This window comes from Ruegeria sp. BHSB196 (assembly GCF_059613135.1).
This window is the reverse complement of record NZ_JBXWRY010000001.1, coordinates 190179-202980: the sequence shown is the minus strand read 5'-3', so window position 1 is coordinate 202980 and position 12802 is coordinate 190179. Positions and strand designations below refer to the sequence as shown.

The 12802-nt window shown below is 63.6% G+C and carries 9 protein-coding genes; 3 read left to right on the top strand and 6 right to left on the bottom strand.

All coding sequences use genetic code 11. The annotated features are described in order from the left end of the window. Positions 1-27: 27 nt before the first annotated feature. From AC2FNJ_RS01020 to AC2FNJ_RS01010, 3 genes are all read right to left on the bottom strand, one after another. Complete coding sequence (locus AC2FNJ_RS01020; RefSeq protein ID WP_496761719.1) at positions 28-2517, bottom strand: penicillin-binding protein 1A; 2490 nt, start codon at positions 2515-2517, stop codon at positions 28-30. Positions 2518-2655: 138 nt separating this feature from the next. Continuing rightward, positions 2656-3876 carry an N-acetylmuramoyl-L-alanine amidase gene (locus tag AC2FNJ_RS01015; RefSeq protein ID WP_496761718.1) on the bottom strand — a complete coding sequence of 407 codons (1221 nt, stop codon included), beginning with the start codon at positions 3874-3876 and terminating at the stop codon, positions 2656-2658. Between the two features lie 81 nt (positions 3877-3957). Then, positions 3958-5103, bottom strand: a complete 1146-nt coding sequence (locus tag AC2FNJ_RS01010) for a pyridoxal phosphate-dependent aminotransferase (RefSeq protein WP_496761717.1) — start codon at positions 5101-5103, stop codon at positions 3958-3960. Between AC2FNJ_RS01010 and AC2FNJ_RS01005 the strand changes: the two genes are divergently transcribed. Both AC2FNJ_RS01005 and AC2FNJ_RS01000 read left to right on the top strand, forming a co-directional pair. Then, positions 5102-6475: a M48 family metalloprotease gene (locus AC2FNJ_RS01005; RefSeq protein ID WP_496761716.1), complete on the top strand. Its 1374-nt coding sequence runs from the start codon at positions 5102-5104 to the stop codon at positions 6473-6475. The genes AC2FNJ_RS01010 and AC2FNJ_RS01005 overlap by 2 nt on opposite strands. Then, positions 6475-7230 carry a DsbA family protein gene (locus AC2FNJ_RS01000; protein ID WP_496761715.1) on the top strand — a complete coding sequence of 252 codons (756 nt, stop codon included), beginning with the start codon at positions 6475-6477 and terminating at the stop codon, positions 7228-7230. The genes AC2FNJ_RS01005 and AC2FNJ_RS01000 overlap by 1 nt, the downstream gene beginning before the upstream one ends. A 55-nt stretch (positions 7231-7285) precedes the next feature. Here the strand turns inward: AC2FNJ_RS01000 and ispG are convergent, their stop codons facing one another. The 3 genes from ispG to hemA all read right to left on the bottom strand — a co-directional run bounded on the left by ispG (position 7286) and on the right by hemA (position 11043). After that, on the bottom strand, positions 7286-8407 hold the full coding sequence (gene ispG, locus AC2FNJ_RS00995) for a flavodoxin-dependent (E)-4-hydroxy-3-methylbut-2-enyl-diphosphate synthase (protein WP_496761714.1): 1122 nt from the start codon (positions 8405-8407) through the stop codon (positions 7286-7288). A gap of 71 nt (positions 8408-8478) precedes the next feature. Next, the gene (locus AC2FNJ_RS00990) at positions 8479-9690 is read right to left on the bottom strand and encodes a helix-turn-helix domain-containing protein (RefSeq protein ID WP_496761713.1); all 1212 of its coding nucleotides are present in this window, start codon (positions 9688-9690) and stop codon (positions 8479-8481) included. A 129-nt stretch (positions 9691-9819) separates the two neighbouring features. Then, positions 9820-11043 carry a 5-aminolevulinate synthase gene (hemA, locus tag AC2FNJ_RS00985; RefSeq protein WP_496761712.1) on the bottom strand — a complete coding sequence of 408 codons (1224 nt, stop codon included), beginning with the start codon at positions 11041-11043 and terminating at the stop codon, positions 9820-9822. 343 nt (positions 11044-11386) lie between these two features. Between hemA and AC2FNJ_RS00980 the strand changes: the two genes are divergently transcribed. Continuing rightward, positions 11387-12772, top strand: a complete 1386-nt coding sequence (locus tag AC2FNJ_RS00980) for a M20/M25/M40 family metallo-hydrolase (RefSeq protein WP_496761711.1) — start codon at positions 11387-11389, stop codon at positions 12770-12772. The last annotated feature ends 30 nt before the right edge of the window (positions 12773-12802 follow it).

Genomic DNA, 12802 nt, shown 5'->3' with positions numbered 1-12802 from the left:
GACCAGCGCCCGTGTCTGGGCAAGCGGTCAGTAGAGCCCACCGGAACTGACCGTGCCAAAGTTGGCCTTTGGGCCGACGGTGGTGGTCTCACCCGTAGAGGTCCGCACCTGCTGCCCGGCCTGCTGCACTTCCTCGAAAAGCGGCAGGTCCGATCCCATCGCGAATCCGCCATCATAGGTCAGGCCGAAGATCGGTTCGACGCCGTCGCGGAAATACTCGGCCACCACATATTCTCCGGCCGCGTCGTCCGGCAGGCGCGCGCCGGTAAAACGGTCGATCTTGATGAAATGCCCGCCCGGCGGCACATCGAAAGGCCCGCCGCCGTATTTTTCGACCGCCTTTTGCATGAAGCTCTGAAACACCGGCCCGCACATGGACGACCCGTATGCGCTCCGCCCCATCGGACGCGGCTGATCGAATCCGATGTAACAGCCGGCCACGATGTTGGACGTGAAACCGATGAACCAGACATCCTTGGCGTCATTGGTCGTTCCGGTCTTGCCGGCGGTCGGCACCGGCAAGTTGATCACGCCTGCCGCCGTGCCCCGTTCGACCACGCCCCGCATCATCGATGTGAGCTGATAGGCGGTGATCGGGTCCATCACTTGTTCGCGGTTGGTAACGATCCGAGGCGATGCATCGGGCGCCAGCCTTTCCGAGTTGCAGTCGATGCACTCCCGCTTGTCATGGCGATAGATCGTCCTGCCAAAGCGGTCCTGAATCCGGTCGACCAGGGTGGGTTCCACCCGCTCGCCGCCATTGGCGAACATCGCATAGGCCGACACCATCTTGTAGAGGGTCGTTTCTTCCGAACCCAAGGCATTGGCCAGATACGGTCCCATGTGATCGTAGACGCCGAACCGCTCGGCATAGCCGGCCACGACCGGCATCGAGACCTCCTGCGCCAGGCGCACCGTCATCAGGTTTCGCGATCGTTCGATCCCGGTGCGCAACGGGGTGGGACCATAGAACTTGTTCGACGCGTTCTTGGGCCGCCACAACCCCTGCGGCGTATTCACTTCGATGGGCGCATCCACCACGATGGTGGCGGGGCTGTAGCCGCTGTCCAAGGCGGCGGCATAGACAAACGGCTTGAAGCTGGATCCAGGCTGACGCAGCGCCTGCGTGGCCCGGTTGAAGACCGAATCCTGATAGCTGAAGCCGCCCTGCATCGCCAGCACGCGGCCCGAATTCACATCCATCGCGACGAACCCGCCCTGAACCTCGGGCACCTGCCGCACCGACCACTGGCCGTCCTCGCCCTCGCGGACCAGAATGATGTCGCCGCGTTTGAAATTCTGGGCGAAGTCGCCCGACATCCACTTGATGTCCGAGCGCGGCACGATGCCATCGGCCGGCCCGCCTTCGACGCCAACCGTCAATTGCTGGTCAGCGACATTCAGCACCACCGCCGGGAACCACTGGGTGGGCAGGATCACGTCGCGCGGCACCTCGGTCCGTGCCAGCGCTTCGCGCCAGGTTTCCTCGGTCGCCAATTCGTCTTCGGTGAGCGTTTCGCCGGTGCCGCGCCAGCGGCCCTGCGCCCGGTCGTACTTTTCAAGCGCCTCGCGCAGCGCCCGGGCCGCTTCGACCTGCATTTCCTCGTCGATCGAGGCGCGCACGCTGAACCCGCCGGTAAAGAACTCGCCCTCGCCGAAATCCTCGCTCAGCTGGCGGCGGATCTCGTCCGTGAAATAGTCTCGCGGCGGCAGGGCCGTTCGGAAACTCTCGAAATCGCCGTTCTGCACCGACCGCAGCGGCTTTCCCACCTCGGCTTCATAGGTCGCCTTGTCGATATAGCCGTTCTCGTGCATCTCCCGCAGCACGTAGTTGCGTCGCGCCAGCAGGCGCTCTTTCTGCCGGACAGGGTGATAGTCGGACGGCGCCTTGGGCATGGCCGCCAGCATCGCCGCCTCGTGCGGGGCGAGTTCGGACAGGGTCTTGTTGAAATAGGTCTGCGCCGCGGCGGTCACGCCATAGGAATTCTGGCCCAGAAAGATCTCGTTCAGATAGAGTTCGAGGATCTGTTCCTTGTCCAGCGTATCCTCCAGCCGTGTCGCCAGAATGATTTCCTTGATCTTGCGCTCGGCCCGGCGGTCGCCTGACAGCAGGAAGTTCTTCATCACCTGCTGGGTGATGGTCGAAGCGCCCCGCACGTTTTCGCCCTTGGACCGGACGGCTTCGATCCCGGCCGCGACGATGCCACGTATGTCATAGCCCTGATGCGTATAGAAATTCTTGTCCTCGGCGGAAATGAACGCCTGCTTCACCAGGTCCGGAATTTCCTCGGACGGCGTGAACAGCCGGCGTTCCTGCGCGAATTCGTCGATCAGGTGACCTTCGCCCGAATAGATCCGGCTGATCGTCGGCGGCTTGTACTGGGCCAGAGACTCATGGCTTGGCAGATCCCGGCCATACATCCAGAACACGCCGCCCACCGTCAGGGCAGCCATGAAAATGCCGAGCGTCACGAGGCTGAAGATCGCCCCGAAGATGGAAAGTATGAACCGGATCACTTTGAAGCCTTTGTTCCGCGGTGACGCCTATATAGGGACGCACCAGAGCAGGGTCAAAACCCAAGGCATATTCTAGCCGTTTGCACGTCGCATCGCCACCCGCAAAAGGCGCCCGCGCCCCGCACCCTTGGGCCTGGGTCAGTGCCGCAGCAATGATTTGGCGGCCGAATCCTGCGCCTGCCAGTTCTGCAGCCCCTGGACGATCCCCCGTGCGATGGCGGCGCGCCAGCTCGGGTCCGAGATGTTTTCCAGATCCCGTGGACTGGACAGGAACCCCAGTTCGATCAAGACCGAAGGGATATCCGCCGCCTTCAACACCGAAAACGAAGCCTGACGCAAGGGCCGGCCGTTCATCGGACCGCCCTGCTGGGCCATTCCGTCGGCCAGCGCCTTGGCCAGAATCGCTGTGCGGGGTCTGGTTTCCTGACGGGCAAGGTCCAGCAGGATGCCCGTCACCTGATCGTCGGTATCGCTTAGATCTACACCGGACAAGAGATCGTCGCGGTCGTGCCGCTCGGCCAGCTTGGCGCTGGCGATATCCGAGGCCTCCTCGGCCAGCGTATAGACCGTGGCGCCATGCGCCCGCCCCGCCGAGAGCGCGTCGGCATGCAGGGAAATGAACACGTCCGCACCGAAACGATGCGCCAGGGCGATCCGCTGTTCCAGCGACACGAACCTGTCCTCATCGCGCGTCAGCCGCACTTCGAAACCGCCGGCGCGCAGCAACTGCTCGCGCAATTCGCGGGCGAATGTCAGCATCAGCGTCTTTTCGTCGGTATGATCGGTTTCGGCCCCAGGATCGATCCCGCCGTGGCCGGGGTCCAGCACGACCCGCAGCGGCGCGTCCGGATCGCGTTCCATGCTCGGGCCGATCCGCGCCGGCATCGGCAAGTCCCAAAAGCGATCCTCGGGCGCGCCGGCGCGGGCGGCGAATTCCACGGGCGTGACCGGCGCCAGTTCGACGGCAAGCAGCGCGCGACCGGTGTCCGGCGCGACCTGCAACTCGGCCGTCGCCACCGCAAGGGGGCGCCCAAGCTCCATCACCATGCGCGACCAGCCCGGCACATAGGTTCCGAACCGGATCCCGGCGATCCGGTCGCTCTGGATCAGGTCGTCCGCGTCCAGCCCAGTCCAGTCCACCTCGCGAAAGTCGAGAACCAGGCGCGGCGGAGCGTCCAACGTGAACAGGCGGTGCGGCACGCCCTGGCTGAGCGCCAGGTCCACCGCGACACCGCCCTCCGCCTGATCCGTGATCCGGCTGTCCTGCGGCAGGATTCGCGCCAAGGCACCGAATTCATGGGCCTGCACGGCCGGAGCCAGCGCCCAGAACAGCGCCAAGAATTTGATGATCCTGCTCATTGCCTCAGCTTGTCCCGAGATCGATTGCGCGGACCGTATATCATGGCACCGGATTTGTGAACGCGCTCGGTGACGCGCAACTCAGCCCCGCGCCCGCATGAAGGTCGTCAGCCGGTCCAGCCCCTCTTCGATGTCGGAGACGGAGCGTGCATAGGAAAAGCGCAGCGTCGTGCCGCCGCGCGCGGGATCGAAATCGAGACCGGGCGTCACGGCCACGCCCGCCTTGTCGAGAATCTCGGCGGCGAAGGCGCGGCTGTCCTTGGTCAGGTCCGAGACATCCGCGTAGACGTAAAAGGCCCCGTCGGGTGGTGCGATATTGGTGAATCCGGCCTTGGGCAGGCCGTTCAGCATGAGATCGCGATTGGCTCGGTAGATGTCAAGATTGGCTTGCAGTTCTTCCTCGCAGTCCATCGCCGCCAATGCCGCGACCTGGCTGGCATGGGGCGCGCAGATGAACATGTTCTGGGCGATGCGTTCGACGACGCGCACATGATCCTCGGGCACGACCATCCAGCCCACGCGCCACCCGGTCATCGAGAAATACTTGGAGAACGAATTGATGACGTAACACTCATCGGTCAGTTCCAGCGCCGTGACCGCCTTGGCCTCGTATTCCAGGCCGTGATAGATCTCGTCGCTGATGAAGGAAATGTCCCGGCTTCGAGCCGCGTCGATCAGCTTGCCCATTGCGGCGCGGTCCAGCATCGTGCCGGTCGGATTGGCCGGCGACGCCACCATGAGTCCGGCCAGGTTCTGGTGCGTAAAATCCTCCGGCACCGGCTGATATCTGTTCTCCGGAGCGGTCGGCAGGTCCACCGGCACCAGGCCGAGCGCGCGCAGGATCTGGCGGTAGGACGGATAGCCGGGCGCGCCGATGCCCACCCGATCGCCGGTGTCGAAAAGCGACGTGAAAGCCAGCAGGAAACCGCCCGACGAGCCGGGCGTGATGACCACCCGGTCCGGGTTCAGATCGACCCCGTACCAGTCCCCGTAGAGCCGTGCGATGCGTCGGCGCAACTCGGGCAGGCCCAGGGCCACGGTATACCCCAACGCACCGTTCTGCATGGCTTTTTCTAGCGCCCGCAGCGCGCCCTCGGGGGCGCCGGTTCCGGGTTGGCCCACTTCCATGTGGATGATGTGGCGGCCGGCTTCCTCCGCTTTTCGGGCGGCCTCCATCACGTCCATCACGATAAAGGGATCGACGCCGGATCGGCTTGAGTTTCGCATGGCCATCTCCCATGTTGCGATCATGGCTTTTGACCGCGTATCCCGGCTGGCGTCAATCCCGGCCCTGTGCCTGGCGTCGGCGTTGTGGCTGATGGCGGCAGCGCCAGTTTCCGCGGTCGGCCTGCTGCGCGACCCCGACATCGAACACGGGTTGCGCGAACTGGCGTTTCCGATCCTGCGTGCGGCCGGCCTGAACACCAACCGTGTCCGCGTGCTGGTCGTGGATGACGACAGCTTCAATGCCTTCGTGATCGACTACAACACCATCTTTTTGAACTACGGGCTGATCCTCAAGGTCGATCGCCCGGATATCCTTCAGGCCGTGATCGCGCACGAGGCGGCGCATATCGCAAACGGCCACCTGAACCGCCGCATCGCCAACCTGGAAAGCGCCCAGAGGGTGGCGACGCTGGGCACCGCGCTGGCGCTGATCGCCGCCGCGGCGGGCGCGGGCGAAGCCGCCAGTGGCATCGCCATCGGCACCACCAATTCCGCATTGCGCAGTTTCCTGAGCCACACGCGGGCCGAGGAAGCCTCGGCCGACCGCTCCGCCGCCAGCTACATGCGGTGGGCGGGCATCTCGACGAGGGGCCTGATCGACCTGCACCGGACCTTCGCGGGGCAGGAACTGCTGCTGCCGCAACAGCAGGATCCCTATATGCGCTCCCATCCGCTGAGCCGCGACCGCATGCGGGCCGCCGAGGATTTCGTGGCCGCACATGGCGACACGTCCACACCGAACCCCAATGCGGATTACTGGTTCGCCCGCGTCAAGGGCAAGCTGTCGGCCTTCACCCGGTCGCCGTCCTGGACGTTGCGCCGCGCGCCCGAAGAACCAGAGCGCGACATCCGCCTGATGCGCGAAGCCGCCGCCCATCACCAGAACCGCAACCTGCCCAAGGCGCTGGCCGCGATCAACGGCGCGCTGGACATCCGCCCGGACGATGCCTTCTATCACGAGCTCAAGGGCCAGATCCTGCTGGAAAACCGCAAGGTGTCCCAGTCCGTCGCCGCCTATGAAGCGGCCGTCGAACTTGCTCCGACCGACGCGCTGATCCTGGCCGGCTACGGACGGGCGCTGCTGGGGGCGGGTCAGGTCGAAAAGGCGCTGGAGGTGCTGGAAAAGGCCCGCTCGCGGGACTACCGTAACGGGCGGATGATGCACGACCTGGCGTTGGCCTACGCACGGAACGGCAATGACGGCATGGCGTCCGTCGTGACCGCGGAAAGATATGCGCTGCAAGCCCGACTGGAGGATGCAGGCATTCACGCCAAACGGGCCCTTGGCCGCCTGCCCGAAGGTTCTCCGGGTTGGCAAAGGGCCCAGGATGTGTTGATTGCATCGGAACGAGCACGGAAAAGGAAGAGATAATGCTCCGATTTGCCGCCCCGGCCCTTTTGGGTCTCACACTGGCCTCTGGGTCCGCCCTGGCGAGTGACTTCAAGGACATGTCGGCCGAGGACAAGGCCGCCTTTGGCGCCCAGGTGCGCGCCTATCTGCTGGAAAACCCGGACGTGATCGTCGAGGCGATCAACATTCTCGAAGAGCGTCAGGCCGCCGCCGAAGCTCAGGAGGATCTCGAACTAGTGGCCGCCAATGCCGACGCGCTGTTCAACGACGGGTACAGCTGGGTCGGCGGAAATCCCGATGGCGACATCACGCTGGTCGAATTCATGGACTACCGCTGCGGATATTGCCGGCGCGCGGTCCCCGAAGTGACCAAGCTGCTTACCGAGGATGGCAACATTCGGCTGATCATCAAGGAATTCCCGATCCTGGGCGAAGCGTCGGTCCTGTCCTCGCGTTTTGCCGTGGCGACCAAACACGTAGCCGGCGACGACGCCTACAAGCAGGTGCATGACGCCCTGTTGGAATTCACCGGTGACGTGAGCGACGTGACGCTGCGCCGGATTGCCGATGGTCTCGGGCTGGACACCGACGCGATCATCGAACGCATGGACAGCGATGACGTAACCCGCGAAATCGCCGAGACCCGGGAATTGGCGCAACGGCTGAGGATTTCAGGCACGCCGACCTTTATTCTGGAAACCGAGATGCTGCGCGGGTATTTGCCGGCCGAACAGATGCAGATGATCGCGGACGAGATCCGCGAAGAGAAAAGCTGACACCACTTGACAGCTGGCATCAGGAAAGGCTGCCAAAATATTGTTTTGGCAGCCTTTATTCCGCAGCCTCTTGCGCCGCCTCGATCTCGGCCGCCTTCTTTTCGACCTGTTCCACGATGTGGTCGATCATCTGCTCGTTGGACATCTTGTGGCTGGCCTTCCCCGCCAGGTACACCATCCCCGACCCCGCGCCACCGCCGGTAAAGCCGACATCCGTCATCAACGCCTCGCCGGGGCCATTGACGACGCAGCCGATGATGCTCAGGCTCATCGGCGTCTTGATGTGCTCCAGCCGTCTTTCCAGCTTTTCCACCGTCTTGATCACGTCGAACCCCTGCCGCGCGCAGGACGGGCACGAGATGATGTTGACGCCGCGATGGCGCAGCCCCAACGCCTTGAGGATCTCGTATCCCACCTTGACCTCTTCCACCGGGTCCGCCGACAGGCTCACGCGGATCGTGTCGCCGATTCCCATCCACAAGAGGTTGCCGAGCCCGATCGCGGATTTGATGGTGCCGCTGACCAGCCCGCCCGCCTCGGTGATGCCGAGATGGATGGGCGCATCCGTGGCTTCGGCAATGCCCTGATAGGCCGCCGCCGCGAGAAACACGTCGCTGGCCTTGACGCTGATCTTGAACGCGTGAAAGTCGTTCTCCTGCAGGATCCGGATATGCTCCAGCCCGGATTCGACCATCGCTTCGGGGCACGGTTCGCCATATTTCTCGAGCAGATGTTTTTCCAGACTGCCCGCATTGACGCCGATCCGGATCGAACAATCGTGATCCTGGGCGGCCTTGATGACCTCCTTGACCCGCTTTTCGTCCCCGATATTGCCCGGGTTGATCCTCAGGCAGGCGGCTCCGGCCTCGGCGGCCTCGATCCCGCGGCGATAGTGAAAATGTATGTCGGCCACGATGGGCACGGGGCTTTCACGGACGATTTCCCTCAGCGCCCTTGACGACGCCTCGTCCGGCACCGAGATGCGCACGATATCGGCCCCCGCCTCGGCCGCCGCCTGAACCTGGGCGATGGTCGCTGCCACATCCGTGGTCAGCGTGTTGGTCATGGTCTGAACGGAGATGGGCGCATCGCCACCGACCGGCACGTTGCCGACCATGATCTGACGGGACTTGCGGCGATAGATGTTGCGCCATGGGCGCACGTGATTCAGCGACATGAGGTCCGATCCGCATCTGGAGGTTGCCGCTGGTTACATAGGCCGGTCGCCCCGCGCCTGCAATGGCCGGATCAGTCGGTGGGTGCTTCCGCCACGTCTTCCACCGGCGTCTGCGCTTCGGCCACCATACGCGCCAGATCGTCGTCCTGCTGCAAATCGGCGACCTGGTAGCGTTCGGTCACGGCGTCGATCGACAGCGGAATGTTCTTGGTCACGACGCCACGCTCGCCCACCGGGCCGAAATGCTGTCCGTTGGTGGCAAAATAGATCGCACCGCTCTCGCCCGCCCTCAAGGTTGGGGGTTCTTCGGTCAGCGGCACTTCGTAGGTTTCGCCCGGCTCCATGATCTTTTCGAAGATCGTCGAGCCATCCGCCGCCGTGACCCGCACCCACGACGGCCGCACCGCCACCATGGTCAGCGAGGGTGCAACCTCTTCCAATACCTGCGGGGTCACAGGCGCCGCGGGCTGCTGCTGCGCTTCGGCGATCTGTACGTCGGGCAGATCCGGCGTTCGGAACGTACCGACTGTGCGCGGATCCAGAGTCGAGATCGGCGCATCGCGGGCCACGAGGACCGGAACATCCAGCGCCTGCGGCCGATACAGACGATCAAGCGCGTCGGCCGGCGGCAGGTCGAGCTCTGCCGACTGGGCCGCGGCGCTGCGCGATTGCGCTTCCTTGAGGGGGTCGAGATCGGACAGAACCAGCGGCGCCTGTTCGACCGGCGTCACTTGCACCTGCTGGATCTCCTTGAGCACGGCCCAACCGCCGTATCCGATGCCGGCAATCATCGCCAGAAGCACCAGCGAAGACCCGATTGCGCGCGGCTCGATCTGACTGAGAAAGGATTCCTTGCCCGGCACGAAAGGCGTGTTGGGCGAAATGAACGGGTCGCGGCCCATGGGCCCCCGCGACGGCAGCGCCTCGCTTGTCTTCCGGATCCCCGACGCCTGCGCCGACATGCCATGCGCAACCTCAAACCCGCTCTCTTGGCAGAAAGTGGCAAAGGTTTCGTCCGGATTCATGCCGAGGTAACGCGCGTAGGACCGGACATAGCCGGCGATGAAGCCTGGCGTGTCGAAGGCGTCCGGATCGGAGTTTTCGATGGCCGCGATGTAATTGGCCTTGATCCGCAGTTCTCGCTGAACGTCGAGCAGCGATTTTCCCATCGTCGCGCGCTCGCCGCGCATGATGTCGCCGAGGCGCAACTCGTAGTCGTCAAAGCCTTTTGGCCTGACGCTTTCGACTTGCCCGGAGTCGCGCTGATTGCTGCGCCCAATCATTCCTGCTGCCCCATCTTGCCTGCTGCGAGCTTGGCACCTGACTGCGAATCGTCCCCACAACGACTCGCTGGTATTCTTGTTAGCGAAACCCTAACACGCTGCAAGCGAGTTGCACACCGAGCCCCAAGGTTAACCGGCAAGTTCGGCGCGATTTAGCGCACAATGTGACCAAAGTTCGTCCAAAGCGCGGACAAGACGGTTCATTTCATTGGGGCCATGAACCGGCGACGGGGTGAAACGCAACCGCTCGGTGCCGCGCGGAACGGTCGGAAAGTTGATCGGCTGGACATAGATTCCGTAGCTTTCCAGCAGCATGTCGCTCAACTTTTTCGTGTGCACCGGGTCGCCGACGATGACCGGAACGATGTGGCTGCCGTGGTCGATCAGGGGCAGACCCATACCCTTGAGGCGCAGTTTCAGAATCTTCGCCTGGGTCTGGTGCTGGTCGCGCAGTTCCTGTGCGGATTTGAGGTGCGCGACCGACGCTGCCGCACCCGCAGCAACCGCCGGGGGCAGCGAGGTGGTAAAGATGAAGCCCGGCGCATAAGACCTTATGGCATCGCACATTTTCGCACTCGCGGCGATATAGCCACCCATGACACCGTAAGCCTTGGCAAGAGTGCCGTTGATGATGTCGATGCGATGCGCCAGCCGGTCACGCTCGGTCACGCCGCCGCCGCGTGGGCCGTACATTCCGACTGCATGCACCTCGTCGATATAGGTCAGCGCGCCGAACTCGTCGGCCAGGTCGCAGATCTCTTCGATGGGTCCGAAATCTCCGTCCATCGAATAGATGGATTCGAAGGCGATCAGCTTGGGCGCCGTGGGGTCGTCGGCCTCGAGCAACTGGCGCAGGTGCTGCACATCATTGTGGCGGAAGATGCGTTTGGCACCGCCGTTGCGGCGCACGCCTTCGATCATGGACGCGTGATTCAGCGCGTCGGAATAGATGATCAGCCCCGGAAACAGCTTGGGCAGTGTCGAGAGGGTCGCGTCATTCGCGATGTAGGCGCTGGTGAAGAGCAGCGCCGCTTCCTTGCCGTGAAGATCGGCAAGTTCCGCTTCCAGCCGCTTGTGATAGACGGTGGTTCCCGAAATGTTGCGCGTTCCGCCCGAGCCGGCGCCCGCGGAGTCGATGGCCTCGTGCATCGCCGCCAGAACCACCGGGTGCTGGCCCATCCCCAAATAATCGTTGCCGCACCAGACAGTTATGTCCTTTTGGCTGCCATCGGGCCGGGTCCATACGGCATGTGGAAAGTGCCCCTTGCGGCGTTCGATGTCGATGAAGGTCCGGTATCGTCCTTCTTCGTGCAGCCTGGCAATCGCGGAATCGAGCTGAGCAGTGTAGTCCACCGGGGTCTCCTTCATCGTCGTTCCGCTGTCCTTTTGTACAAGCGGTCGGACCTATCCACGGGCGTGAACGAATTCACGTTCGTGAATGAATATCTTTTGTACACCTTCTTTTCAACTGCCTATCGTCGAACCGTCGGGCGCAGCCTTGATTTGTATCAATTAGCTTTTCGCGGCCGATGCCTCAAGCAGAGTTCCGGCGCACCGGCGCGGGGAAACGACGCAGGCGGGCCGCGGCCTTCTGCGAAACCGTCCGGATTGTACACCATTTTCGGGGCCGATCTACTGGACTGTACCGACGGCGCTGATAGGCTCCGCCCGAAACGAGACCAGACAGGAGCCCCTCATGTCGCTAGATGCCGTACTGAACCGGATCGACACCGATCTGCCCTCTGCCATCGACCGGTTGATGGAATTGCTTCGGATCCCCTCGATCTCGACCGATCCGGCCTACAAGGCGCATTGCGACAAGGCCGCCGACTGGCTGGTCGCCGATCTGCAAAGCATCGGGATCGCCGCCGAGAAGCGCGCGACGCCGGGCCATCCGATGGTGGTCGGCCATGTGGGCGAGGATGCGGACGCGCCGCATCTGCTGTTCTACGGGCATTACGACGTGCAGCCGGTCGATCCCCTGAACCTGTGGACGCGCGATCCCTTCGATCCGGCCATCGAGGACACTGAAAACGGGCGGGTCATCCGGGGGCGCGGGTCGTCGGACGACAAGGGACAGCTCATGACCTTTGTCGAAGCCTGCCGCGCCTGGAAGGCGGTGCATGGGAAACTGCCCTGCCGCATCACCTTCTTCTTCGAGGGCGAAGAGGAATCGGGCTCGCCTTCGCTGATCCCGTTCCTCGAGGCCAACGCGGATGAGTTGAAGGCCGATCTGGCGCTGGTCTGCGATACGTCGATGGTGTCGCGCGGCGTGCCGTCGATCGCATCGCAACTGCGCGGCATGCTCAAGGATGAATTCACCATCGTCGGCCCGCGCATCGACCTGCATTCCGGGCACTATGGGGGGCCGGGCCTGAATCCGCTGCGGGAGCTGTCGCGGATCGTGGCCTCGTTCCATGACGAGGAAACCGGCCGCGTCGCGGTCGAGGGGTTCTATGAGGGCGTGCACGAGGTGCCCGCCGAACAACTGCGCCAATGGGAGAATTGCGGTTTCGACGAGGCGGAATACCTCAACTCGGTCGGCTACACCCAAGCGCATGGCGAAAAGGATTACTCGACCCTGGAACAGCAATGGGCGCGGCCGACGCTGGAGGTCAACGGGCTTTGGGGCGGCTACAACGGCGCCGGGTCGAAGACGGTGATCCCGTCCGAGGCGCATTGCAAGATCACCTGCCGCCTGGTCGGCGACATGGATCCCGACGCCCTGCGCGACAGGATCCGAAAGCATGTCGAGGACCGCCTGTCGCCCGACGCCAAGGTGATCTGGGACAACGATCTGGAAGGCTCGCCCGCCTCGGTGATGAACATCGCGCGCCCGGAATTCGAAGCCGCACGCGCCGCCCTGTCCGACGAATGGAACCGCGAGGCCGTGTTCACCGGCATGGGCGGTTCGATTCCGGTGGTGGGGTTCTTCAAGTCGATTCTGGGGCTGGATGCGATGCTGGTCGGCTATGCCAACGACGACGACGCCATTCACTCGCCCAACGAGAAATACGACGTGACGAGCTTTCACAAGGGCATCCGGTCCTGGGCGCGGATTCTGGACGGGTTGACCAGGTAAGGGCTGTTCAGGCCCTGCCCGCGATCTTAG